At 62.5% G+C, this 24339-nt stretch carries 18 protein-coding genes and 4 tRNA genes; 2 read left to right on the top strand and 20 right to left on the bottom strand.

Going from position 1 to position 24339, the window contains the following annotated elements:
* Nucleotides 1–136: 136 nt before the first annotated feature.
* The 9 genes from J3P86_RS09070 to leuC all read right to left on the bottom strand — a co-directional run bounded on the left by J3P86_RS09070 (nt 137) and on the right by leuC (nt 11272).
* Nucleotides 137–760: a phosphoribosylanthranilate isomerase gene (locus J3P86_RS09070; RefSeq protein WP_434569209.1), complete on the bottom strand. Its 624-nt coding sequence runs from the start codon at nt 758–760 to the stop codon at nt 137–139.
* 63 nt (nt 761–823) lie between these two features.
* Nucleotides 824–1648 carry a tRNA pseudouridine(38-40) synthase TruA gene (truA, locus tag J3P86_RS09065; RefSeq protein WP_434605041.1) on the bottom strand — a complete coding sequence of 275 codons (825 nt, stop codon included), beginning with the start codon at nt 1646–1648 and terminating at the stop codon, nt 824–826.
* A 285-nt stretch (nt 1649–1933) separates the two neighbouring features.
* Nucleotides 1934–4516: a FimV/HubP family polar landmark protein gene (locus J3P86_RS09060; RefSeq protein WP_434699986.1), complete on the bottom strand. Its 2583-nt coding sequence runs from the start codon at nt 4514–4516 to the stop codon at nt 1934–1936.
* A 208-nt stretch (nt 4517–4724) separates the two neighbouring features.
* Entirely contained in the window at nt 4725–5735 is a 1011-nt protein-coding gene (locus J3P86_RS09055; RefSeq protein WP_434699984.1) for an aspartate-semialdehyde dehydrogenase, read from the bottom strand.
* A gap of 264 nt (nt 5736–5999) precedes the next feature.
* Nucleotides 6000–7112: an aspartate-semialdehyde dehydrogenase gene (gene asd / locus J3P86_RS09050; RefSeq protein ID WP_434569212.1), complete on the bottom strand. Its 1113-nt coding sequence runs from the start codon at nt 7110–7112 to the stop codon at nt 6000–6002.
* A 54-nt stretch (nt 7113–7166) separates the two neighbouring features.
* Nucleotides 7167–8249 carry a 3-isopropylmalate dehydrogenase gene (leuB, locus tag J3P86_RS09045; RefSeq protein WP_434624923.1) on the bottom strand — a complete coding sequence of 361 codons (1083 nt, stop codon included), beginning with the start codon at nt 8247–8249 and terminating at the stop codon, nt 7167–7169.
* A 47-nt stretch (nt 8250–8296) separates the two neighbouring features.
* Nucleotides 8297–9061, bottom strand: coding sequence for a class I SAM-dependent methyltransferase (locus J3P86_RS09040; RefSeq protein WP_434699983.1), 765 nt, complete (start codon nt 9059–9061; stop codon nt 8297–8299).
* 136 nt (nt 9062–9197) lie between these two features.
* Nucleotides 9198–9842: a 3-isopropylmalate dehydratase small subunit gene (gene leuD, locus J3P86_RS09035; RefSeq protein ID WP_030142033.1), complete on the bottom strand. Its 645-nt coding sequence runs from the start codon at nt 9840–9842 to the stop codon at nt 9198–9200.
* Nucleotides 9843–9853: 11 nt separating this feature from the next.
* A complete protein-coding gene (leuC, locus tag J3P86_RS09030; RefSeq protein ID WP_305495827.1) occupies nt 9854–11272 on the bottom strand; it encodes a 3-isopropylmalate dehydratase large subunit in 1419 nt (472 codons plus the stop codon).
* A 157-nt stretch (nt 11273–11429) separates the two neighbouring features.
* On the opposite strand from leuC, the gene J3P86_RS09025 reads away from it, so the two are divergent.
* Together J3P86_RS09025 and J3P86_RS09020 are read left to right on the top strand one after the other, a co-directional pair.
* Nucleotides 11430–12320 (top strand): LysR family transcriptional regulator, encoded by an 891-nt coding sequence (locus J3P86_RS09025; RefSeq protein WP_434569215.1) that lies wholly within the window; start codon nt 11430–11432, stop codon nt 12318–12320.
* A 67-nt stretch (nt 12321–12387) separates the two neighbouring features.
* Entirely contained in the window at nt 12388–15666 is a 3279-nt protein-coding gene (locus tag J3P86_RS09020; protein WP_434653012.1) for an EAL domain-containing protein, read from the top strand.
* A gap of 243 nt (nt 15667–15909) precedes the next feature.
* Here the strand turns inward: J3P86_RS09020 and J3P86_RS09015 are convergent, their stop codons facing one another.
* The 11 genes from J3P86_RS09015 to uvrB all read right to left on the bottom strand — a co-directional run bounded on the left by J3P86_RS09015 (nt 15910) and on the right by uvrB (nt 24087).
* Nucleotides 15910–16362 (bottom strand): Hsp20 family protein, encoded by a 453-nt coding sequence (locus tag J3P86_RS09015; RefSeq protein ID WP_434569217.1) that lies wholly within the window; start codon nt 16360–16362, stop codon nt 15910–15912.
* A 118-nt stretch (nt 16363–16480) separates the two neighbouring features.
* Nucleotides 16481–17440: a tRNA dihydrouridine synthase gene (locus J3P86_RS09010; RefSeq protein WP_434699981.1), complete on the bottom strand. Its 960-nt coding sequence runs from the start codon at nt 17438–17440 to the stop codon at nt 16481–16483.
* 147 nt (nt 17441–17587) lie between these two features.
* Entirely contained in the window at nt 17588–18073 is a 486-nt protein-coding gene (locus J3P86_RS09005; protein ID WP_434624934.1) for an acyl-CoA thioesterase, read from the bottom strand.
* 45 nt (nt 18074–18118) lie between these two features.
* A complete protein-coding gene (locus J3P86_RS09000) occupies nt 18119–18952 on the bottom strand; it encodes an alpha/beta fold hydrolase (RefSeq protein ID WP_434569220.1) in 834 nt (277 codons plus the stop codon).
* Nucleotides 18953–18979: 27 nt separating this feature from the next.
* On the bottom strand, nt 18980–19519 hold the full coding sequence (locus J3P86_RS08995; protein WP_305495839.1) for a TetR/AcrR family transcriptional regulator: 540 nt from the start codon (nt 19517–19519) through the stop codon (nt 18980–18982).
* Nucleotides 19520–19698: 179 nt separating this feature from the next.
* Nucleotides 19699–19774: transfer RNA gene (locus J3P86_RS08990), tRNA-Glu, on the bottom strand.
* Between the two features lie 76 nt (nt 19775–19850).
* Nucleotides 19851–19926: transfer RNA gene (locus tag J3P86_RS08985), tRNA-Ala, on the bottom strand.
* Nucleotides 19927–19982: 56 nt separating this feature from the next.
* Nucleotides 19983–20058: transfer RNA gene (locus tag J3P86_RS08980), tRNA-Glu, on the bottom strand.
* 78 nt (nt 20059–20136) lie between these two features.
* Nucleotides 20137–20212: transfer RNA gene (locus tag J3P86_RS08975), tRNA-Ala, on the bottom strand.
* 146 nt (nt 20213–20358) lie between these two features.
* Complete coding sequence (gltX, locus tag J3P86_RS08970; RefSeq protein ID WP_434624938.1) at nt 20359–21840, bottom strand: glutamate--tRNA ligase; 1482 nt, start codon at nt 21838–21840, stop codon at nt 20359–20361.
* Between the two features lie 231 nt (nt 21841–22071).
* Entirely contained in the window at nt 22072–24087 is a 2016-nt protein-coding gene (uvrB, locus tag J3P86_RS08965) for an excinuclease ABC subunit UvrB (RefSeq protein WP_434569222.1), read from the bottom strand.
* Between the last annotated feature and the right edge of the window lie 252 nt (nt 24088–24339).

Genomic DNA, 24339 nt, shown 5'->3' with positions numbered 1-24339 from the left:
GCCCCACCATCCCCTGCCATCCCGACAACCGCTGCACGGCGATTGCCACTACGCTATCGGCCCGCCCGGAGGCGGCGCCTGCCTGCTTTGTACAGTGCAGGTATGGACGGCGGCAGTCTGCCAGCCGTCACATTGACTACTGGCTGCTGCGCACAGCGGCCATGAACGCGCGAATCTTTGCCGGATCCTTGAGGCCCTTGGCCTGCTCCACGCCACCACTGACGTCCACCGCATAGGGGCGGACCTGGGCAATGGCTGCCGCCACGTTGTCCGCCGTCAGGCCACCGGCGAGGATGATCGGCTTGGCAAGATCTTGCGGGACCAGCGACCAGTCGAACGCTTCGCCGGTCCCGCCGGGAACGCCCTCGACGTAGGTGTCCAGCAAGATCCCGCTGGCACCGGCAAAGGCCTCGCAAGCCGCGGCGATGTCGTCGCCGGCCTTGACCCGCAGGGCCTTGATATAAGGGCGATGCCAGCCTTCACAATCGGCTGGCGTCTCGTCGCCATGGAACTGCAACAGCGCCAACGGCACCGCATCGAGTATCTCGCCCAGCTCGCAACGGCTGGCGTTGACGAACAGACCGACCGGCGTCACGAATGGCGGCAAGGCCTGGATGATCGCCCTCGCCTGCTGCACCGTCACCGCCCGCGGACTCTTGGCGTAAAACACCAGCCCGATGGCGTCCGCCCCGGCCTCGACCGCCGCCAGCGCGTCCTCGACGCGAGTGATCCCGCATATCTTGCTGCGAACGACCGGCATGATGGGGAAAACCTCAGGCAATTCCATGGAAGTTCCGGATGGTAACAAATGCAACGGAAGGCGTCAGCCGTCGAGTTCCGAGAAGCCTGTCAGGAAATGTGGCCCGATGTAACGCTCCGGCAGTTCGAACTCATCGTGATATTCCACCTGTACCAGGTACAGGCCAAACGGATGCGCCGTGACGCCTCCGGAACGACGGATGCGGCTTTCCAGCACTTCCTTGATCCACTCCACCGGTCGCTCGCCCGCGCCGATGGTCATCAGCACGCCGGCGATGTTGCGCACCATGTGATGCAGGAAGGCGCTGGCACGGATGTCGAGCACGATCATCTTGCCGTGACGGGTCACGCGCAAGTGATGCAGCTCCTTGATCGGCGATTTGGCCTGGCATTGGCCGGCGCGGAAGGCGCTGAAGTCGTGGACGCCGACCAGATATTGCGCGGCCTCGGCCATGCGTTCGACGTCCAGCGGGCGGTGGTTCCAGGTGATTTCTTCGTTCAGGTGCGCCGGGCGGATCTGGTCGTTGTAGATCACATAGCGATAACGCCGGGCGATAGCCTTGAAGCGGGCATGGAAATGCGCCGGCATGGCCTTGGCCCAACTGACGCTGACATCGTGCGGCAAGTTGATATTGGCGCCCATGACCCAGGCCTTCATCGAGCGCTCGACCTGGGTATCGAAATGCACCACCTGCCCGCACGCATGCACGCCGGCATCGGTACGCCCGGCGCAATGCAGCGACACGGGCGAGTCGGCGACTTTGGACAGGGCATTTTCAAGGGTTTCCTGCACCGTCAGGACACCGGAGGCCTGACGCTGCCAGCCGCGATAGCGCGAGCCTTTGTATTCAACGCCCAGGGCGATCCGGAAAAAGCCGTCAGCCGCCATTTCTGCGGCCGGGTTGTCTATGTTTGCCAAGGAATTACAGCCTGCTGAGGTACGCAAAGGCGGGCATTATAAGGCGGGCGGGGCGCGATGCCAGTGCAACCGGTGGTTCTGCGCTGGTTCTACTGGCGCTTTCGCGAGCAGGCTCGCTCCCACAGGGTTCTCTGAGCGCCGCAAAACCAATGTGGGAGCGAGCCTGCTCGCGAAAGCGCCCGCCCAGACACCATCCAACCCCTGCAAACAAAAACGGCAGCCTCACCGGCTGCCGTCTCTGTTTAACCAATCACCTCAAGCCAGGCGTGACAACATTTCCTGCGCTTCACTCTTCTGCGTGGCATCGCCTTCGTTGAGGACCTCGCCCAGGATATCCCGGGCGCCATCGTCGTCGCCCATGTCGATGTAGGCCTGGGCCAGATCGAGCTTGGTCGCCACTTCGTTGGTGCCGCTGAGGAAGTCGAAATCCGGCTCGTCGTCAGCAGTCGCCAAGGCATCATCGGCCGTGAAGGTCGGCTGACCGAGGCTGTCGGACAAACGATCCAGCTCGGCGTTGACATCATCCAGCTCGGATTCGAAGGCATCCTTGGGCTGGTCATGGGCATCCATTTCGTCCGCCAGGGACAGGTCGAAATCCGCCGGCAGCTCAAGATCGTCGGCCGGGGTGTCGTTCAGGGCCGGCGTTTCGGCAGCCGGGACGTCAAGACCCTTGAGGTCATCCTCCAGGCCCAGCAGGAAGTCGTCATCCTCCAGGGCGGGTGCCGGAGCGTCGGCGCCCAGGTCCAGGTCGAACTCCGACAGGTCGTCGAGGCTTTCGTTGGCCTCGGTCTGCTGCTTGAGCACCGACTCGAAACTCAGGTCATCGTCTTCCGGAAACGCGTCCAGTTCGTTGAGCGGCTCGGGTGCCGGCGCTGCGGGCGTCGTATCAAAGTCGTCCAGGCTCAGGTCAAAAGCGTTGTCGAGTTCTTCATCGGTCGCCGGCTTGTCTTCCAGCAGTTCCTTGACGTACTGCGCATCCAGTTCGGCAGCCACGGCTGCGGCTGCCAGGCCTGCGCCAGCGGCGACCGCCATGGCCGGGAAACGGCTCTTGAGCTGTTCGACCTGGGCGTAGTTTTCACCGTTGGCGACCAGTTGGCGTTCCTGGGCAACAAAGGCGTCTCGGTCGCCCTGTTGGCCGTAGACTTCCATCAACTTCAGACGCAGATCGCTGCGCTGAGGCTCAGCCTTGATGCCTTGCTCCAGCAGATCGGCCGCCTGGTTCAAACGACCGCGATCGATGTGCGACTGGGCCTGAGGCAGCACGTCGTCGGAACGATCGGCGGCCGGGGCCACCAATGGTGCGGCAATGGGCGGCGTGACAATCACTGGCGCAATCACCGGAGCCGGCTTGGGCACTGGCGCCGGGGCTGGCTTGGGTTCGAGTTTTACGCTGGGTGGTGGAACCTCAATGCCCTCGAAGCTGCTCGGGGGCAGATCGAGCTCCGGGGAGAAGTCGGCCTCCTCCTCGAGGGCTCGGGCCATGCGCAGATGTTTCTCGGCTTCCTGCTGGGCCTTGCGGCGACGGGCAAGCAGCAACAGAAGCAGCAACAGGATCAACGCGCCACCGCCAATCAGCCCCAGGAGGATCGGATTGGTCAGCAGGTCGTTGTATTTCTTTTCATCGGAAGCGGCAGCTGTCGGCTCGACCGGTGCGGCGGGCGGCGTCGCTTCCGGGGCGGCCTCGGGTGCTGGTGTTGGCGCCGGTGGCTGCGCCGACGGCGTCGGGGTCAGCTCGGCCGACATCGTCGGGGTCGACTCGCCCGCAGGCGGTACAGCAGCGCCATCAGCCTGCATCTTCGCCAGTTGGTTGTTCTTCAGCTCGATCAGACGCTGCAGCTTGTCCAGTTGGCTCTGCAGGTCAGCCATACGGCTTTTCAGTTCTTCGTTGTCGCGACGAGCCGCATCCAGGCTCTCCTGAGTCACTGCAAGCTGGTTGCTCAGTGCCTGGGCATCGCCGGCAGGCCCTTTGCCCTTGGCGCCGGCCTTTGCCGACTCGGCGGAGACCAGGCTCAGGTTGTCGCGCGCGGCGGCCTGGGCTGGCGCGCCCTCGGCAGCGCCCCGCTTGGTCGCGTCCAACTGTTGCCGGCCGTTACCTGCCACACCCCGACGCCCCTGGCGCCAGGCAGCGTTCTGTGCGGCCACTTCGGCGATGGCCTGGGGTTGCGGCAGCGCCGTGCTTTGCACCGGATCCGGCAGGCGCAACACCTGGCCGGTCTTGAGCAGGTTGATATTGCCGTTGATGAAGGCGTTCGGGTTCAGCGCCTGAATCGCCAGCATGGTTTGTTGCACCGAACCGCCGTTGCGCACCTTGGCGGCGATTTCCCACAGGGTGTCGCGCGGCGTGGTGGTGTATTGGGACGGCTTGGTGGCCCCGGTGACCGGTGTGGAAACCGCTTGGGACGGCTTCGCCCGCGCAGCATCGGCGGCCTGCGGCGAGAATTTGGACGGATCGAGCAGCACGCTGTAGTCGCGCAGCAAGCGGCCGTTGGGCCACATCACCTGCACCAGGAACTTGACCATCGGCTCGGACAGTGGCCGGCTGGACGTCACCCGCAGGACACTGCGGCCGTTGGCGTTGATCACCGGGGTGAAGCTCAGGTCATTGAGGAAGGCTTGGCGGTCAATGCCCGCCTTGGCGAACTCTTCGGGGGGAGCCAGGCTCGGCACGACTTCGGCGGCGGTCAGTTGCTGGACATCGAGCAGCTCGATCTCGGCGACCAAAGGCTGGTTCGGCGGCGACTTCAGGGTCAACTCCCCGAGCCCGAGCGCTTGCGCCATACCGGAGGACAGCGCCGAGGCGGCCGCTATTGCTAACACCAGTTTGCGAACTTGAACCATAGCCTCTTCCTTTGTTTGAACATTCCTCGGCCAGCGAGAAGGTGTTGATGCCGCTGCCGTAAGGCATTGCGCGCAGCCCCGAAGCGACGGCGCGCGCGATCGTTTCACTCATGCCCGAGGACGCCCCGGGGAGGAGGTTCGCCTTCAGCACTCTGGCCAAGCATAGCGCCCAGCTAGACTCATTCGACAAATTGTTGCCAAGTATCTTTTACAGCAAGTCTTTTATCAACAACTCAGCCACCTGCACGGCATTGAGCGCCGCGCCCTTGCGCACGTTATCCGACGTCAGCCACAGATTCAGTTCCGCCGGATCGTCCACGCCACCGCGCACACGCCCGACACAAACCACATCCTGGCCGACCGCATCGCCCACCGGCGTCGGGTAGTCACCCGCCTCCACCAGCTCAATTCCGGGCGCCGCCTCCAGGGCTGCGTTGACCTTCGCCAGGTCAACGGCGCTCGCGGACTGTACGGTCACGCTAAAGCTATCGCCGAAAAACACCGGCGCTTGAATGCAAGTGACGGAAATCTTTAACAAAGGTTGCGCAAGCACTTGGCGCAGCTCGTGGACCAGGCGCTTCTCCAGCAGCGTATGACCCTGCTCATCCGGGACACCGACCTGGGCCAGCAGGTTGAACGCCATCTGCCGATCGAAGAATTTCGGCTCCAGCGGACGGGCATTGAGCAACTCGGCGGTCTGGCGCGCCAACTCGCTCACCGCTGCGCGCCCCTGGGCGGAGACGGCGAGACTGGCGGTCAGGCTGATGCGTTGCAGGTCCAGGCAATCGCGCAGCGGCGCCAGCACCACGGCGAGCGCAGTGGCCGAGGCGCTGGGGCTGCTGACCTGGAACGGTTTGCTCAGGCCGGCCAGCAACCCGGCGTTGGCCTCTGGCACGATCTGCGGCGCCTGCTCCGGCGGCAGCGCGCCGGAGAGGTCGATCAGCGCACAACCGGCAGCCGTGGCGCGTGGTGCAAAACTCAGGGTGACCGCCGGACCGGCGGCGAAGAACACCAGTTGGACCTTGCCGAAATCGAATTCATCGACCTCGCGCACCCGCACGTTCTTGCCGCGAAACAGCACCGAGCTTCCCGCCGATTCGCTGCTCGCCAGCAGGTGCAGGGTGCCGATCGGAAAATCCCGCTCTTCGAGGATCTGCACCAGGGTTTCGCCGACAGTACCGGTGGCGCCGATCACGGCAATATCAAAGGACTGGCTCATGGGTCTACCTCAGGTAAAACGTGGGGAGCGGCACTTTACCGGGTGGTGGGGTGGGCAGGCAATTGGCAGGAAATCTCGTGGTGATTGTGCCGGCCTCTTCGCGAGCAGGCTCGCTCCCACAAATGATCTTCAGCGAACACAAAACCTGTGGGAGCGAGCCTGCTCGCGAAGAGGCCAGCTCAGACACCCGACACCTCAAGGCGGTTTTCCAATAAAAAACCCGTGCCTCTCGCAAGGCACGGGTTCTTCAACAGCAGCAACCGATCAACGCTCGAGCAGGATCCGCAGCATGCGCCGCAGCGGCTCGGCCGCGCCCCACAGCAACTGGTCGCCGACGGTGAATGCACCGACGAACTGCGAGCCCATGTTCAGTTTGCGCAGGCGGCCCACCGGCACGTTCAGGGTGCCGGTGACCTTGGTCGGGCTCAGCTCTTGAATGCTGGTTTCGCGGTTGTTCGGCACCAGCTTGACCCAAGGGTTGTGCTGGCTGATCAACCCTTCGATGTCGGCGATCGGCACGTCCTTGTTCAGCTTGATGGTCAGCGCCTGGCTGTGGCAGCGCATGGCGCCGATGCGCACACAGATGCCGTCCACCGGGATCGGGCTCTTGAAGCGACCGAGGATCTTGTTGGTTTCGGCCTGGGCCTTCCACTCTTCACGGCTCTGGCCGTTAGGCAGTTCCTTGTCGATCCACGGGATCAGGCTGCCAGCCAGCGGCACGCCGAAGTTCTCGGTCGGGTAGGCATCGCTGCGCATCGCCTCGGCGACCTTGCGGTCGATGTCGAGGATGGCGCTGGCCGGGTTGGCCAGGTCATCGGCGACAGCGGCGTGGGTCGCGCCCATCTGCTTGATCAGTTCACGCATGTTCTGCGCGCCGGCACCGGAAGCCGCCTGATAGGTCATGGCGCTCATCCACTCGACCAGGCCAGCCTCGAACAGCCCGCCCAGGCCCATCAGCATCAGGCTGACGGTGCAGTTGCCGCCGATGTAGTTCTTGGTGCCCGCGTCCAGTTGCTGGTCGATGACCTTGCGGTTGACCGGGTCGAGGATGATCACCGCGTCATCCTGCATGCGCAGGCTGGAAGCGGCGTCGATCCAGTAACCCTGCCAGCCGGCTTCACGCAGCTTGGGGAACACTTCGCTGGTGTAGTCGCCGCCCTGGCAGGTCAGGATCACGTCGAGGGTCTTGAGCTCTTCGATGCTGTAGGCATCCTTGAGCACACCGGTGTCCTTGCCCACGGACGGGCCCTGGCCACCGACGTTGGAGGTGGTGAAAAACACCGGCTCAATGAGATCGAAATCCTGCTCTTCCAGCATTCGCTGCATGAGCACGGAACCGACCATGCCGCGCCAACCGATCAGACCTACACGTTTCATCGCAACTACACCTATACAAAAGTGGGCCACCGTCGAAGCAGTGGGCCCGAAAGATTACAGATTCCGCAGCGCGGCGACTACTGCATCGCCCATTTGCTGCGTACCGACCTTGGTGCAACCTTGTGACCAGATGTCACCGGTGCGCAAGCCCTGGTCCAGGACCACGCTGACGGATTTTTCAATCGCGTCGGCGGCATCGTTCAAGTTGAAGCTGTAGCGCAGCATCATCGACACCGACAGGATGGTCGCCAACGGGTTGGCAATGCCCTGCCCGGCAATGTCCGGCGCCGAGCCGTGGCACGGCTCGTACATGCCTTTGTTGTTGGCATCCAGGGAGGCCGACGGCAGCATGCCGATGGAACCGGTGAGCATCGACGCTTCGTCGGACAGGATGTCGCCGAACATGTTGTCGGTGACGATCACATCGAACTGCTTCGGCGCGCGCACCAGTTGCATCGCGGCGTTGTCGACGTACATGTGGCTCAGCTCGATGTCCGGATAATCCTTGGCCACCTGCTCGACCACTTCGCGCCACAGTTGGCTGGACGCCAGCACGTTGGCCTTGTCCACCGAGCACAGCTTCTTGCCACGCACGCGGGCCATGTCGAAGCCGACCCGGGCGATACGGCGGATTTCGCTTTCGCTGTACGGCAGGGTGTCGTAGGCCTGGCGCTCGCCGTTTTCCAGCTCACGGGTACCGCGCGGGGCACCGAAGTAGATACCGCCGGTCAGCTCACGCACGATGAGGATGTCCAGGCCGGAGACGATTTCCGGCTTCAGGCTCGATGCATCGGCCAGTTGCGGATAAAGAATCGCCGGACGCAGGTTGCCGAACAGGCCCAGTTGCGCGCGAATCTTCAGCAGCCCGCGTTCGGGGCGGATGTCGCGTTCGATCTTGTCCCATTTCGGCCCGCCCACGGCGCCCAGCAGCACGGCATCGGCGGCACGGGCACGGTCCAGGGTTTCATCGGCCAGCGGCACGCCGTGCTTGTCGATGGCGGCGCCACCGATCACGTCGTGGCTGAGTTCGAAACCCAGGCCGTACTTGGCGTTCGCCAGCTCCAGGACCTTGACCGCCTCGGCCATGATTTCCGGGCCGATGCCATCACCTGGGAGAATCAGAATCTGCTTGCTCATGCTTTCCTCATTAACTGTCGGCGCCCTTGGGCTAGCCGGGAAAAATGCTATCGCTCGGCCCACAGCACCAGTACATCCGTGCTGAACGATCCATCGGCCTCAATCTGAAAATATTCACGCACTTCATCGCCCATCGAGCGCTGCAGCTCGAGAATCGCCGCCCGCATTACCTCCGGAGTACGCATGCGCTCGACCCACGAACGGTATTCCAGGCGCAGACGCTGGCGCGAGGTGCTACGGGTGTGCAGCCCCGCGTCGCTGACCTGCTGCAACCACTCGGCAGCCGAATAGTCGCGCACATGGCTGGTGTCGCGCAGCACTTCGACGCTTTGCAGGTAGGTATCAAGCAGCGGCATGCCCGGCGACAGGATATCAATGAACGCCGCTACGCCGCCCGGCTTGAGCACCCGGCGCACTTCCCGCAAAGCCAGGCCCAGGTCACTCCAATGATGCGCCGAATAGCGGCTGAACACGAAGTCGAACTCGCCGTCGGCGAACGGCAGCCGCTCGGCGGCGCCACGTACCGTGCCGATATTGCCCAGGCCACGCTCGGCCGCCGCCGCGGCAACCACGTCGAGCATCTGTTGGGACAGGTCGTAGGCCACCACCTCGCCGGCCAGCGGCGCCACATGGAAGCTCACATGCCCGGCGCCACAGCCCAGGTCCAGCACACGGGCATTGGCGTGACCGGCCAGCTCGGCCTGCAGCAGCACGAATTCGGCGCCCTGGGCGTGCACGGCGCTGCTCAGGTAGGCCGAGGCCTGTTCGCCGAATTGCTTTTGAACGACTTGGCTGTGGGCGGTGCTGGTCATGGGATGTCCTTGTGGTTTTATATTGCCTGGGCGGGCGCCATCGCGAGCAAGCTCGCTCCCACAGGGGTTTTGTGAACGCCGCAAATCCAATGTGGGAGAGCTTGCTCGCGATGGCGTCTTTACGCCTTACGCAAAATCAAGCATCACGAAACAACCAAGGCTGGCTCGCCCGGTGCTTGGCTTCGAACGCGGCAATCGCCTCGCCGTCCTGCAGGGTCAGGCCGATGTCGTCCAGGCCGTTGAGCAGGCAGTGCTTGCGGAACGCGTCGATTTCAAAACCCAGCACCTTGCCGTCGGGACGGGTCACGGTCTGGGCCGCCAGGTCGATCTGCAGTTGATAGCCAGGGTTGGCCTCGACCTGCTGGAACAGCTCGTCCACTTCGGCATCGCTGAGAATGATCGGCAGCAGGCCGTTCTTGAAGCTGTTGTTGAAGAAGATGTCGGCGTAGCTCGGCGCGATGATGCTGCGAAAACCGTATTCTTCCAGGGCCCATGGCGCGTGCTCGCGGCTCGAACCGCAACCGAAGTTCTCGCGGGCCAGCAATACGCTGGCGCCTTGGTAACGCTCGGCATTGAGCACGAAGTCCTTGTTCAACGGCCGCTTGGAGTTGTCCTGGTACGGCTGGCCCACATCCAGGTAACGCCATTCGTCAAACAGGTTCGGGCCGAAGCCGGTGCGTTTGATGGACTTCAGGAATTGCTTGGGGATGATCTGGTCGGTGTCGACGTTGGCACGATCCAAAGGCGCGACAAGACCGGTGTGCTGGGTGAAAGCTTTCATGCTGCGCTCCTTCAGATCAATTCGCGGACATCGACAAAACGGCCGTTGACGGCAGCGGCGGCGGCCATCGCCGGGCTCACCAGGTGCGTACGCCCACCGGCGCCCTGGCGGCCTTCGAAGTTTCGGTTGGACGTCGAGGCGCAGTGCTCGCCCGACTCCAGGCGATCCGGGTTCATCGCCAGGCACATCGAGCAGCCTGGCTCGCGCCATTCGAAACCGGCCTCGAGGAAAATCTTGTCCAGCCCTTCCGCTTCGGCCTGGGCTTTCACCAGCCCCGAGCCCGGCACCACGATCGCCTGCTTGATCGTCGAGGCAACCTTGCGGCCCTTGGCGATCACGGCGGCGGCGCGCAAGTCTTCGATCCGCGAGTTGGTGCAGGAACCGATGAACACACGGTCGAGCTGAATGTCGGTGATCGCCTGGTTGGCGCTCAGGCCCATGTATTTCAAGGCGCGGACGATGGAGTCACGCTTGACCAGGTCCATTTCCTTGGCCGGGTCCGGCACGTTCTGGTCCACGGCCAGGACCATTTCCGGCGATGTGCCCCAGCTGACTTGCGGCTTGATCTGCGTCGCGTCGAGCTCGACCACGGTGTCGAACCTGGCGTCCGGGTCGGAGACCAGGTCTTTCCAGGCTTCGACCGCCATGTCCCATTCGGCGCCTTTCGGGGAGAACGGCCGGCCCTTGACGTATTCCACGGTTTTTTCATCGGCGGCCACCAGGCCGACGCGGGCGCCGGCTTCGATGGACATGTTGCAGATGGTCATGCGGCCTTCGACGGACAAATCGCGGATCGCGCTACCGGCGAATTCGATGGCGTGGCCATTACCGCCGGCGGTGCCGATCTTGCCGATCACGGCCAGGACGATGTCCTTGGCGGTCACGCCGAAAGGCAGCTTGCCCTCGACGCGCACCAGCATGTTTTTCATTTTCTTGGCGACCAGGCACTGGGTAGCGAGCACGTGCTCGACCTCGGAGGTGCCGATACCGTGGGCCAGCGCACCAAAGGCGCCGTGGGTCGAGGTATGCGAGTCACCACAGACCACGGTCATGCCCGGCAAGGTCGCGCCCTGCTCCGGGCCGATCACGTGGACGATGCCCTGGCGGACGTCATTCATCTTGAATTCGACGATGCCGTATTCATCACAGTTGTCGTCAAGGGTCTGGACTTGCAGGCGCGAAACCTGGTCGGCAATGGCTTCGATGCCACCCTTGCGCTCCGGCGTGGTCGGCACGTTGTGGTCCGGGGTCGCGATGTTGGCATCGATGCGCCAAGGCTTGCGCCCGGCCAGACGCAGACCTTCGAAGGCTTGCGGCGAGGTCACTTCGTGAATGATGTGGCGGTCGATGTAGATCAGCGCCGAGCCATCGTCGCGCTGCTTGACCAAATGCGAATCCCAGAGCTTGTCGTAGAGCGTTTTGCCGGCCATCAGACGGTTTCCTCATCAGCTTGTTTCTATGCCCTGGGTTCTGAGCGGATCAATAACCCCTTGGCTTGTGAGGCTGATGGTAAGAGGCTACATTAAATAACTCAAATTCATATTTTTCATGCTTTGCATAACCAACTGGAATCCGACCAGAAACGCCATGGACCTCGCCAACCTCAATGCCTTTATTGCCATTGCTGAAACCGGCAGTTTTTCCGGTGCCGGTGAACGCCTGCACCTGACGCAACCGGCCATCAGCAAGCGTATCGCCGGCCTCGAGCAGCAGCTCAACGTGCGCCTGTTCGACCGTCTGGGCCGGGAAGTCAGCCTGACCGAAGCCGGTCGGGCCCTGCTGCCACGGGCCTATCAGATTCTCAACGTGCTGGACGACACCCGCCGCGCCCTGACCAACCTGACCGGCGAAGTGACCGGGCGCCTGACCCTCGCCACCAGCCACCATATCGGCTTGCACCGGCTGCCACCGCTGTTGCGGGAGTTCACCCGACGCTACCCGCAGGTGGCACTGGATATTCAGTTCCTGGATTCGGAAGTGGCCTACGAGGAAATTCTCCATGGCCGGGCGGAACTGGCGGTCATCACCCTGGCCCCCGAGCCCCACACGCTGGTACGGGCCACGCCGGTGTGGGACGACCCGCTGGATTTCGTGGTGGCGCCGGAACACGCCCTGCTGGAAAACAGCGCCGTCAGCCTGGCGGACATTGCCCTTCATCCGGCGGTTTTCCCGGGAGGCAACACGTTTACCCACCACATCGTGCAGCGGCTGTTCGAAGCCCAGGGCCTGACGCCGAACATCGCAATGAGCACGAATTATCTGGAAACCATAAAGATGATGGTGTCCATCGGCCTGGCCTGGAGCGTTTTGCCGCGCACGATGCTTGATGATCAAGTGGCGCGTGTGCCTTTGCCGGGCATACAGCTCAGTCGCCAGCTAGGCTATATCCTGCACACCGAAAGGACGCTGTCGAACGCTGCACGGGCTTTCATGGCTCTATTGGACGCACAAATCGATCTGCCAGGGACAAGGGCATAAGTTGTGCTAATCCTACAGGGCCATTACGCCTGCGCCTAACACCCAACCGCCCAAGGCCCGCTAGAGAATGCCCAAACCCGCCGACCATACTCCGCCCCTGCCGCGTATCCAGGCGCTCGACCCGAAACGGTCGGAGCAAAGCTGGGAAAGCGCGCCACAGTTGCTCGCCGCCCTGAACGGAGCGCGGCTGGGGGCCTGGTCGTGGGACATCGATACCGGCCAGATCAGCTGGTCCCGAGGCACCCAGGCGTTGTTCGGCTTCGACCCGCGCCAGCCATTGCCGGCGGACGTCGACTACCTCGACCTGCTGCTGCCCGAGGATCGGGCCAGGGCCGTGCGGGCCTTCCATGCAGCCGTGTCCGGCGTGCCGCTGGAACAGGCGATGCACCACCGCATCGTCTGGCCCGATGGCAGCCTGCACTGGCTGGAAATCAGTGGCAGCGTACTGCCTGACAAGCACGGTCGCCCGCGCATGATCGGGGTGATCCGCGAAATCACCCACCAGCGCGAACGGGAACAGGCGCTGCGCAGCTCGGAGAAACGCTTCGCGACACTGTTCCACCTGTGCCCGAACATGGTCCTGCTGACCCGCCAGGAAGATGGGCTGATCAGCGAAGCCAACCAGTATTTCGAAAGCCTGTTCGGCTGGCCGGTCCACAATGTGATCGGCCGCACCACCCTGGAACTGGGCCTGTGGGTCGACCCCACGCAGCGCGCCAAACTGGTAGAGGCCACCAAGGCCAAGGGCGAGCTGGTGAGCATGGAAGTGCAATTCCGCGCCAGTAACGGCCAGGTCCACAACGGTATCCTCAGCGCCCAGAAAGTCGAACTCGAAGGCCAGCCTTATTTACTGAGCACCTTCCTCGACACCACCGAACGCAAACTTGCCGAACAGGCCCTCAAGGACAGCCAGGAGCGCCTGGACCTGGCCCTCGACTCGGCGCAACTGGGTACCTGGGACTGGCACATCCCCAGCGGCATGCTCTACGGCTCGGCCCGGGCCGCGCAGCTCCATGGCCTGGAGCCCCAGGCGTTCCACGAATCGTTCGATGCGTTTTTCGAGGGCGTGCCTACCGAAGAACGCAACAACATGCGCAACGCCTACCGCAGCCTGCGTGAAGGCCCGGCGGGCAATTACCAGCTGACCTACCGCGTGCAACTGCCGGACGGCAGCTCGCGTTACCTGGAAAGTCGCGCCCGTCTCTACCGCAACGACGACGGCAGCCCGCTGCGCATGGCCGGCACCTTGCTCGACATCACCGACCAGGTGGAGCGCGAACAGAGCCTGGCGGCTTCGGAAGAAAAATTCGCCACGTTGTTCCAGGTCAGCCCCGATCCGATTTGCCTTACCCACCAGGACGACGGCACGTTCCTGGAAATAAACTCCAGTTTTACCCAGACATTCGGCTGGGCGGCCAATGATGTGCTGGGCCGCAGCGCCGACGAGATCGGCCTGTGGGAAGCTTCGGGCAGCAGCCTGCAGCGCATCGAACGGGTGATCCGCGAGCAGTCGCTGAGCAATGTCGCCATCGTCGTCCACCACAAGAACGGCCAGCCGCTGACCTGCGTGATCTCCAGCCGGCAGATCAGTGTCGGCAACCAGCCCTGCATCGTCACCACCCTGCGGGACATCACCCAGCAACAACGCTCCGAAGCGGCACTGAAAGCCAGCGAGGAAAAATTCGCCAAGGCATTCCACTCCAGCCCCGACGCGATCACCATTACCGAATGCGAAAGCGGCCGCTACCTTGAGGTCAACGATGGCTTCTGTCGCCTGACCGGTTATCGCGCCGACGAAGTCATCGGCCATACCGTCTACGAGGTCGGCATCTGGGCCGAAGAAAAGCAACGGACGGCGCTGCTCGCCGAATTGCAGCTCAAGGGCCGCGTTCTCCACCAGGAAATGCTCGGGCGCAACAAGCGCGGGGAAATCCTCACGGTGGAAGTATCGGTCGAGCCCATCACGCTCAACGAAACCGCATGCCTGCTGCTGACCGCCCGTGACGTGAGCCTGCTGCGCAACGCCGAGGCGCAGATCCGTCACCTCGCCTATCACGACCCGCTGACCAACCTGCCCAACCGCGCGCTGCTGCTGGACCGGCTCAGCCAGCAGATCGCCCTGCTCAAGCGCCATAACCTGCGCGGGGCGTTGCTGTTCCTCGACCTCGACCATTTCAAGCACATCAATGATTCGCTCGGCCATCCGGTTGGCGACACGGTGCTGAAGATCATCACCGCGCGCCTCGAAGCCAGCGTGCGCCTCGAAGACACCGTGGCGCGCCTGGGCGGCGATGAATTCGTCGTGCTGCTCAGCGGCCTGGAAGGCACGCGTGGCGTGGTCAGCCAGCAGGTGCAGACCCTGGCCGACACCCTTCGCGAACTGCTTTCCGAGCCGATGTTTCTCGATGGGCAACGACTGCAAGTCACCCCCAGCATCGGCATGGCGCTGATACCGGACCACGGCTCCACGCCCACTGACCTGCTCAAGCGCGCCGATATCGCCCTGTACCGCGCCAAGGATTCGGGACGCAATACCTCGCAGATGTTCCACGCCACCATGCAAAAAGCCGCCAGCGAACGGCTGCGCATGGAAACCGACCTGCGCCAGGCCCTGGCTCGCAACGAGTTCAGCGTGCATTTCCAGCCACAGGTCGATGCCCGGGACAACCGCATCGTTGGCGCCGAAGCGCTGGTGCGCTGGCATCATCCGGACCTGGGCGCGCAATCACCCAATGAGTTCATCAAGGTGCTGGAGGACAGCGGCCTGATCCTGGAAGTCGGCACCTGGATCCTCGACGAAGCCTGCGATGGCTTCAAACAACTGATCGCCAAGGGCAAGGTCGACCCCCGACGGTTCAAACTGTGCGTGAATATCAGCCCCCGGCAGTTCCGCCAGAGCGACTTCGTCGAGCGCATCGAAACCAGCCTCGCCAGCCATGGCCTGCCCTATTCCCTGCTGAAGCTGGAAATCACCGAAGGCATCGTGATCCACAACCTGGACGACACCATCGGCAAGATGCGCCGCCTGAAGAAATTGGGGGTGAGCTTTGCCATGGACGACTTCGGCACCGGTTATTCATCGCTGACTTACCTCAAGCGCCTGCCGGTGGACACGCTGAAAATCGACCAATCGTTCGTACGTGACGCCACCAGTGACCCCAACGACGCCGAGATCATCCGCGCCATCGTCGCCATGGCCCGCAGTCTGAACCTGGAAATGATTGCCGAAGGCGTCGAGACGCTGGAGCAACTGAAGTTTTTGCAGGGGCTCGATTGTCATTTGTACCAGGGTTACCTGCACAGCCGGCCATTGCCGCTGGAGGCGTTCGAGCGGTTGTTGCCTTAGCCGTGCCGGAGAGCTTTTTGTGGCGAGGGAGCTTGCTGTGGCGAGGGGATTTATCCCCGCTGGGCTGCGACGCAGCCCTAAAAACCGTCGCCTCGGCATGTCAGGCTAAACAGCGTCGCCTGTTCTTTTTTGGGGCTGCTTCGCAACCCAGCGGGGATAAATCCCCTCGCCACAACTTAATCTTCTAGTGATACACAAAATGAAAAAGGGCGCCATTCGGCGCCCTTCTTCAACTGCGATGCATCAATTTTCCAGTGCGGCTTGCTGTTGCGCACCGTTGATCGGGATGCGCTTGGCTTTCGCCTCTTCCGGCACCACACGCAACAGGTCAATGCTCAACAGACCGTTGCTCAGGCCGGCGGACTTGATCTCGATATGATCCGCCAACCGGAAGGACAGCTTGAACGCACGCTGGGCGATGCCCTGGTGCAGGAAGGTCACGCTGTCGTTGCTGGCCTCGCGCTTGCCGCCGCTGATGGTCAGCACACCTTTTTCCACTTGCAGGTCCAGGTCCTCTTCGCGGAAACCGGCGGCGGCGACTACGATGCGGTATTCGTCATCGCCATGTTTTTCCACGTTGTAGGGTGGATAGCTGCTGCCCGGTTCGTTACGCAGGGCGGTTTCGAACAGGTCGTTGAAACGGTCGAAGCCCACCGAGGAACGGAACAGAGGGGCCAGCGAAAATGCAGTACTCATGATTCAAATCTCCTGAAAGTTCAGCAAGGTTTTTTGTCTCCGCGACCCGAATTCGGCATCGCGTATTCCCTATCTAGGGACCACCAAATACTTTTCAAGAGCTTTTTCGGAAATTTTTTCAGGCCGCTTCCGTGCGCTGCACACCCAGCAAACGACCCACTGCGTCCAGGTCGGTTTCCCGGCGCAGGGCACTGAACAGCTCGACCGCCTCGGGGTAGTTGCGGGTCAACATCGCCAGCCACTGCTTCAACCGACCGGGTGCCTGGCGTGGCGTCAGTTGCTCGACCACTTGCGTCCAGAAGTCCTGGAGCATCGGCTGCAGTTCAGCCCAGGACATCTCGACCACCTCCTCGCCGGCCCGGGCGGCGGAGATCTGCCGAGCCAGGTCAGGGCGGGAAACCAGGCCGCGGCCGAGCATGATGTCTTCAACGCCGCTGATTTCCCGGCAACGACGCCAGTCTTCCACGCTCCAGATATCGCCGTTGGCGAACACCGGTACCTTGACCACGTCCTGGACCCGCGGAATCCATTCCCAGTGGGCCGGCGGCTTGTAGCCATCAACCTTGGTCCGCGCATGCACGACGATGTGCGCCGCGCCGCCCTCGGCCAGGGCCGTGGCGCAGACCAGCGCACCGTCCGGGCTGTCGAAGCCCAGGCGCATTTTGGCGGTGACGGGGATGTGTTTCGGCACCGCGCGGCGGACATGCTCGACGATCTGATTGAGCAGCTCCGGTTCCTTGAGCAACACCGCCCCGCCCCGGGATTTGTTCACCGTCTTGGCCGGGCAACCGAAGTTCAGGTCGATGACTTCCGAGCCCAGCTCACAGGCCAACGCGGCGTTTTCCGCCAGGCACACCGGATCGGAACCCAGCAACTGCACCCGCAACGGCACTCCGGCAGCCGTCCTGGCACCGGTCAGCAGTTCAGGGCCGAGCTTATGGAAGTAGGCCGGCGTGAGCAGACGGTCGTTGACGCGGATGAACTCGGTGACACACCAGTCGATACCGCCAACACGGGTCAGGACGTCCCGCAGGATGTTGTCGACCAACCCCTCCATGGGCGCCAGGGCAATTTGCATGGAAAACACACTCAACGAAAAAACGTGCGGCAGTTTAGCGGATTTTGCTCACCTATCCGGCATTCACCACAAAACCTGTGAGGTGCCCAAAAACTTGAGCTCACCACTTTTCACTGTGGGAGCGAGCCTGCTCGCGAAAGCGGTGGCTCAGCTTGCAAAGCTGTTGGATGTTTCGCCGCCTTCGCGAGCAGGCTCGCTCCCACAGGGGTTCAGCGCCACTGCGTAGCCCTCGATAAACTCCGGCGGCATGCGCTTGGGCCTGCCGGTGGACAGTTCGATGCAGACAAATGTGGTCTGGGCGCGCAGCAATGTGGCGTTATCACTGGGGCGAACCAATTGAAAGTGCCGGGTCATTTTCAGCCGCTGATCCCAGTCGACGATCCAGGTCGCCAACTGCAATTCGTCGCCTTCATAGGCCGCCGCCAGGTAATCGATCTCATGCCGCACCACCGCCATGGCCCGGTCAAGCCGGCGGTACTCCACCAGGTCCAGGCCCAGGCGCTGGGAATGGCGCCACGCGCAGCGCTCCAGCCAGGTAACGTACACCGCATTATTGGCGTGACCCAGCCCGTCGATGTCTTCGGCATTCACTTGAAGATCAATGATGAACGGCGTTGCCCGATCCCAGCCCATGCCCGTCTCCTGGTCGAATTTGGATCGGCGCAGTGTACCGGAAGCTCAGGCCGATTGCCGCGCCTGCAGGCTGCGTCCGGCCAGCAGTGATAACACACCATCAATGACGCGGGGGTCGGCCAGTACCCGTTGATGCCCGCCCTGGCCCAGGCGCAGCAAGCGGCTGTCGAACCAGGCTTCGTGGATCAGTTGTGATTCCTTGACCGATACCGACGTATCGTCCTCGGCGTGGACAATCAAGCCCGGAATATCCAGCTGATATTGCGCGACATCCATCTTCGAAGCCTGCATGCCGACGTCCTGCTCCACCTGGCGAATAAAGGCCGAACGCGCCCTGGGTGGCAAACCCATCATCCGCGCGAAGCCACGCAGGACGCCGAGGATACGCGCCGGCGCAGCGATGCTGACCAGTGTCTCGGTCCGCAACCCAAGCTGAACCGCCAGCATGGCACTAGCGCCGCCCATGGAGTGGCCGATCACTGCTTGCAACGGCGGCAACTCGGCTGCGGCTTCAAGCATCGCCCTGGCGAACAGCAGCACATTGGCCTCGCGACCCGGCGAGCGACCATGGGCCGGCCCATCCAGCGCCACCACCGTATAACCGGCCTCCACCAGCGCATTGATCAACGCCGCGAACTGCGTCGGGCGCCCTTCCCAGCCGTGCATCAGCAGCACCGCCGGGCCTTTGCCCCAGCGCAACGCAGACAGGCCGAAGCGCAAGGTGATGCGCTCGGACGAGGCCAGCAATGGCAGCTCCCAGTCCCGCGGCGGCAGGGCCCGAGGACTCATGAACACCCTGCGCATTTGTTTCGCTACCAGGCGCGGGGCTATCCGGCCAAGCGTGCCATTGACACCACGAATCCAGCTCAACCTGTCCATGCTCATCTCCAGGGCTTGCGCCTTAGCTCAGCGCACCGCCGACTTGGCGGCGCGCAGCAAACGATCCGATAACTCGCCCGGGCCCAACGCCCGGGCCAGGGCCAGGCCGCCGACCATCAAGGCGATGTCGGCCAGGGCTTTATCCGCATCCTCGGGGCTGGCGGCCAACTGCGCGACCATCAGCTCGATATGCTCACTGAGAACCTCACGAAACGCGTCCGGCAGTCGCCCGAGCTCGCCGACCGAGGCCGGGATCGGGCACGCCTGCTCGGTGGAATCACGATGTTTGCGCGACAGGTAGAACGCCGCGACCAACGCGCGCCGCTCTTCGCCTGTCAGCTCGGCATCCATGTCGGCGATCAGGCCACGGCGGCGATTGAGCAGTTGCTTGAACGCCTCCAGCATCAAGGCGTCCTTGCTTTCGAAGTGGGCATAAAAACCGCCCACCGTCAGCCCTGCCGCGCCCATCACCTCGCCCACGCTCGGCTCGGCCGGCCCGCGCTGGATCAGCGCATCGCTGGCGGCCTTGAGAATGCGTTCACGGGTTTGTGCTTTTTTATCGCTCATCGCTGCCTCCGAATATTACGATTGAAATATTATCCACATAATAATTTTCCGCAAGCGAAATCTTCACCGCTGGTCGGAAGGATTCATCGAGGATAAGGGAATTGGCTGAACGCCAGACAAACAAAAGGGCCATTCAAGAATTGAATGACCCTTATAAAATCCCGCAGAGCGGGTAATCGTGGCGTCCCCTAGGGGACTCGAACCCCTGTTACCGCCGTGAAAGGGCGGTGTCCTAGGCCACTAGACGAAGGGGACACAAACCTTCTGAACATGATCAGCGCTGAGAACTGATCGCTTCAAGGCCGGTGTGGCCAGACCTCGAAGTGTAAATTGGTGGAGCTAGACGGGATCGAACCGTCGACCTCTTGCATGCCATGCAAGCGCTCTCCCAGCTGAGCTATAGCCCCGGATTTTTCGCCTCGCGGCGGAGCGACATCCTGCTGCAACATCGCTTCTGTAAAACTGGCGTCCCCTAGGGGACTCGAACCCCTGTTACCGCCGTGAAAGGGCGGTGTCCTAGGCCACTAGACGAAGGGGACGCAAACCCTTCTAACATCTGATCAACGCTGAGTGTTGATCGCTTCAAGGCCGGTGTGGCCAGGCCTTGAAGTGTAAATTGGTGGAGCTAGACGGGATCGAACCGTCGACCTCTTGCATGCCATGCAAGCGCTCTCCCAGCTGAGCTATAGCCCCTCATCGCTGAGGACGGGGCGAATCTTAAGGGCGTATCCGAGGGCTGTCAAATTTATTTTCAACAAAATTGAAAATTTTTTGCCGGGATAACAATCACTTACCGACAAACCCCGGAAAACCGGGGTATGCCTTGTTCCATCGACCGCTCAGGCAATCGCGCCCAGCAGTTTTTCCCACTCCTTGTTCTCCTTCTTCGACACGCCACCGAGCAGATCAATGGCCTGGCGCAGACGGAAACGGGTCAGGTCCGGCCCGAGGATTTCCATCGCATCGAGCACCGACACCGAGCTCGCCTGGCCGGTGATCGCGGCAAACATCAGCGGCATCGCATCGCGCAATTTCAGCTCCAGGTGTTCAACCACCGCCTGGATGGTCGCGGTGATGCTGTCCTTTTCCCACTGGCGCAGGCTTTCCAGCTTCCACAGGATCAACTGCATCAACTGCCGCACCTGATCGCCGGAGAGCTTCTTCGATTCGAACAGCTTCACATCCGGGGTCACGCCGCCGGCAAAAAAGAACCCGGCCAATGGCGCGATCTGGCTGAAGGTCTCTACCCTGCCCTGCACGTGCGGGGCGATCTTCATCATGTACTCGGGGTTGAACGCCCACTTCTGCACACGCGCGGCAAACTCTTCCACCGGCAGGTCGCGCAGCCACTGGCCGTTGAGCCAGGACAGCTTCTCGACGTCGAAGATCGGCCCGCCCAGGGAGACGCGGGACAGGTCGAAGTGCTCGACCATCTCCTCCAGCGAGAACTTCTCGCGCTCGTCCGGCATCGACCAGCCCATGCGGCCCAGGTAGTTGAGCATCGCCTCGGGCATGAAGCCCATGCGCTCGTAGAAGGTCACCGAGGTCGGATTCTTGCGCTTGGACAGCTTGCTCTTGTCCGGGTTACGCAGCAGCGGCATGTAGCACAACTGCGGTTGCTCCCAGCCGAAGTACTCATAGAGCAGGATCAGTTTCGGTGCCGAGGGCAGCCATTCTTCGCCGCGCAGCACATGGGTGATGCCCATCAGATGGTCGTCGACCACGTTGGCCAGGAAGTACGTCGGCAGGCCGTCGGTCTTCATCAGCACTTGCATGTCCATGCGGTCCCACGGGATCTCGACATCGCCACGCAACATGTCCGGCACCACGCAGACGCCCTCGCTCGGCACCTTCATGCGGATCACATGAGGTTCGCCCGCGGCCAGGCGACGGTTGACTTCTTCCTTCGACAGCAGCAGCGCACGGCCGTCGTAGCGCGGGGTCTCGCCCCGGGCGATTTGCTCGGCGCGCATCTGGTCCAATTCCTCGGCGGTGCAGAAGCAAGGAAACGCGTGGCCCATGTCCACCAGCTGCTGGCAGTACTGCTTGTAGATCTCGCCACGCTCGCTCTGGCGGTACGGACCGTGCGGCCCGCCGACGTCCGGACCTTCGCTCCAGTCGATGCCGAGCCAGCGCAGGGCGTCGAATATCTGCTGTTCCGACTCGCGGGTCGAACGCAACTGATCGGTGTCCTCGATCCGCAGGATGAACTCACCGCCGTGCTGCTTGGCAAAGCAATAGTTGAACAAGGCGATGTAAGCGGTGCCGACATGGGGATCGCCAGTAGGCGAAGGCGCGATGCGGGTACGGACGGTGGTCATGGCATGTCTCGGAAAGAATATAAAAGCGAAGATGAAACAGGGGGCGAATGGTAACAGGCGATGATGGGCGGGCTCCAGTGAGCGCGGGATTTGTGTAGCCGGTCGTCAGACCGAGTTGCGGCCATCGCGAGCAAGCTCGCTCCCACAGGGAACCAGGTTGTCCGGGCTGGACACGGTCCAATGTGGGAGCGAGCTTGCTCGCGATGAGGTCCTAGGCATCGCCACAAAACCTCAGACAGTCAGCAACCGCTCACGCAACTTGCCAATCTCGTCACGCAACTGCGCCGCTGCTTCGAATTCCAGGTCCCGGGCGAGCTGGTACATCTTCTCTTCCAACTGCCGGATACGCTTGGTGATTTCGCTCGGCGAGCGCAGTTCGGCTTCGTAGCGGGCGCTCTCTTCGGCGGCCTTGGCCATGCCCTTGCGCTTCTTGCTGCGCGAACCGGGCACGGTGGCGCCTTCCATGATGTCGGCGACGTCCTTGAACACGCCCTTGGGCGTGATGCCATTGGCCAGGTTGAAAGCGATCTGCTTGTCGCGACGGCGTTCGGTCTCGCCGATGGCGCGCTCCATCGAGCCGGTGATGCGATCGGCATAAAGGATCGCCCGGCCGTTGAGGTTACGCGCCGCGCGACCGATGGTCTGGATCAACGAGCGCTCGGAACGCAGGAAACCTTCCTTGTCCGCGTCGAGAATCGCCACCAGCGACACCTCGGGCATGTCCAGGCCTTCGCGCAGCAGGTTGATCCCCACCAGCACATCGAAGGTGCCCAGGCGCAGGTCGCGGATGATCTCGACCCGCTCCACCGTGTCGATATCCGAGTGCAGGTAACGCACCCGCACGCCGTGGTCGGCGAGGTAGTCGGTGAGGTCTTCGGCCATGCGCTTGGTCAGCGTGGTCACCAGCACCCGCTCTTCCACCGCCACGCGCTTGGTGATCTCCGAGAGCAGGTCATCGACCTGAGTCAGCGCCGGGCGCACCTCGACCTGCGGGTCCACCAGCCCGGTCGGCCGCACCACTTGCTCGACCACCCGTCCGGCGTGCTCGGCTTCGTAGTTGCCGGGCGTGGCCGAGACGAAAATCGTCTGCGGGCTCACGCCTTCCCATTCGTCGAAGCGCATCGGCCGATTATCCAGCGCCGAGGGCAGGCGGAAGCCATATTCCACCAGGGTTTCCTTGCGCGAACGGTCGCCTTTGTACATGGCGCCGACCTGAGGCACGCTGACGTGGGATTCGTCGATCACCAGCAGGGCATCGGCCGGCAAATAGTCATACAACGTGGGCGGCGGCGCACCCGCCGGACGACCCGACAGGTAGCGCGAGTAGTTCTCGATGCCGTTGCAGTAGCCCAGCTCCAGGATCATTTCCAGGTCGAACCGGGTCCGCTGCTCCAGACGCTGGGCTTCCACCAGTTTGTTGTTCGAACGCAGGTATTCCAGGCGTTCCTGCAACTCGGCCTTGATGCCCTCGATGGCGCCCAACAGGGTTTCCCGCGGCGTCACGTAGTGGCTCTTGGGGTAGAACGTGAAGCGTGGCAGTTTGCGGATCACCTCGCCGGTCAGCGGATCGAACGCCGAGATGCTCTCCACCTCGTCATCGAACAGCTCGATACGAATCGCTTCCAGGTCCGATTCGGCCGGATAGATGTCGATCACATCGCCGCGCACCCGAAACGTGGCCCGGGCGAAGTCCATGTCGTTGCGGGTGTATTGCAAGTCCGCCAGGCGCCGGAGCAAGGCGCGCTGGTCGAGTTTGTCGCCACGATCCACGTGCAGGACCATTTTCAGATAGGTTTCCGGGCTGCCCAGACCGTAGATGCACGACACCGTGGTGACGATGATGGCGTCCTTGCGCTCAAGCAACGCCTTGGTCGCCGACAGCCGCATCTGTTCGATGTGGTCGTTGATCGAGGCGTCCTTCTCGATGAAGGTGTCCGACGAAGGCACATAAGCCTCGGGCTGGTAGTAGTCGTAGTAGGAGACGAAATACTCGACCGCGTTGTTCGGGAAAAACGCCTTGAACTCGCCATACAACTGCGCCGCCAGGGTCTTGTTAGGCGCCAGCACCAGGGTCGGCCGCTGCACCTGGGCGATCACGTTGGCGATACTGAACGTCTTGCCCGAGCCGGTCACACCGAGCAAGGTCTGGTGCGCCAGCCCGGCCTCGATGCCTTCCACCATCAGGCGGATGGCTTCCGGCTGGTCGCCGGCGGGCTGGAAGCGAGTGACTAGCTGGAATTCAGACATGACATAACCCCTGGGTTCACTCCCGTCGGCCAGGCGACAGGAACGAGAAAGACCGAAGCGACTGACGTCGCCCGAGGAAAAAGCTGGAATGCACACAATGTGGAGGTGATTGCCTTCGCTTTCAAGACGAACGTCCTACACGCCTTGCAGACTTTGACGCTGCGAAGGGACTAACGGTCGAAAAAAATCGAAAATACTTACGCTAAACGCCGAATAGCCTGTCGCCCTGTCCGGTGATGGCCTCTATACTAG

This window comes from Pseudomonas sp. D1-1 (assembly GCF_051132225.1).
Classification (GTDB): domain Bacteria; phylum Pseudomonadota; class Gammaproteobacteria; order Pseudomonadales; family Pseudomonadaceae; genus Aquipseudomonas.
The sequence above is the reverse complement of the archived record's forward strand: the minus strand, read 5'-3'. Positions and strand labels throughout refer to the sequence as shown.

What these genes read in the sequence shown, in the direction of transcription:
- leuC (WP_305495827.1), bottom strand. Translation starts at nt 11,272, where the DNA reads ATGGCCGGCAAAACGCTCTACGACAAGCTCTGGGATTCGCATTTGGTC.
- truA (WP_434605041.1), bottom strand. Translation starts at nt 1,648, where the DNA reads ATGGCGGCTGACGGCTTTTTCCGGATCGCCCTGGGCGTTGAATACAAA.
- J3P86_RS09060 (WP_434699986.1), bottom strand. Translation starts at nt 4,516, where the DNA reads ATGGTTCAAGTTCGCAAACTGGTGTTAGCAATAGCGGCCGCCTCGGCG.
- J3P86_RS09010 (WP_434699981.1), bottom strand. Translation starts at nt 17,440, where the DNA reads ATGCAAATTGCCCTGGCGCCCATGGAGGGGTTGGTCGACAACATCCTG.
- J3P86_RS08995 (WP_305495839.1), bottom strand. Translation starts at nt 19,519, where the DNA reads ATGAGCGATAAAAAAGCACAAACCCGTGAACGCATTCTCAAGGCCGCC.
- asd (WP_434569212.1), bottom strand. Translation starts at nt 7,112, where the DNA reads ATGAAACGTGTAGGTCTGATCGGTTGGCGCGGCATGGTCGGTTCCGTG.
- leuB (WP_434624923.1), bottom strand. Translation starts at nt 8,249, where the DNA reads ATGAGCAAGCAGATTCTGATTCTCCCAGGTGATGGCATCGGCCCGGAA.
- J3P86_RS09025 (WP_434569215.1), top strand. Translation starts at nt 11,430, where the DNA reads ATGGACCTCGCCAACCTCAATGCCTTTATTGCCATTGCTGAAACCGGC.
- J3P86_RS09070 (WP_434569209.1), bottom strand. Translation starts at nt 760, where the DNA reads ATGCCGGTCGTTCGCAGCAAGATATGCGGGATCACTCGCGTCGAGGAC.
- uvrB (WP_434569222.1), bottom strand. Translation starts at nt 24,087, where the DNA reads ATGTCTGAATTCCAGCTAGTCACTCGCTTCCAGCCCGCCGGCGACCAG.
- leuD (WP_030142033.1), bottom strand. Translation starts at nt 9,842, where the DNA reads ATGAAAGCTTTCACCCAGCACACCGGTCTTGTCGCGCCTTTGGATCGT.
- J3P86_RS09005 (WP_434624934.1), bottom strand. Translation starts at nt 18,073, where the DNA reads ATGGGCTGGGATCGGGCAACGCCGTTCATCATTGATCTTCAAGTGAAT.
- gltX (WP_434624938.1), bottom strand. Translation starts at nt 21,840, where the DNA reads ATGACCACCGTCCGTACCCGCATCGCGCCTTCGCCTACTGGCGATCCC.
- J3P86_RS09040 (WP_434699983.1), bottom strand. Translation starts at nt 9,061, where the DNA reads ATGACCAGCACCGCCCACAGCCAAGTCGTTCAAAAGCAATTCGGCGAA.
- J3P86_RS09020 (WP_434653012.1), top strand. Translation starts at nt 12,388, where the DNA reads ATGCCCAAACCCGCCGACCATACTCCGCCCCTGCCGCGTATCCAGGCG.
- J3P86_RS09055 (WP_434699984.1), bottom strand. Translation starts at nt 5,735, where the DNA reads ATGAGCCAGTCCTTTGATATTGCCGTGATCGGCGCCACCGGTACTGTC.
- J3P86_RS09015 (WP_434569217.1), bottom strand. Translation starts at nt 16,362, where the DNA reads ATGAGTACTGCATTTTCGCTGGCCCCTCTGTTCCGTTCCTCGGTGGGC.
- J3P86_RS09000 (WP_434569220.1), bottom strand. Translation starts at nt 18,952, where the DNA reads ATGGACAGGTTGAGCTGGATTCGTGGTGTCAATGGCACGCTTGGCCGG.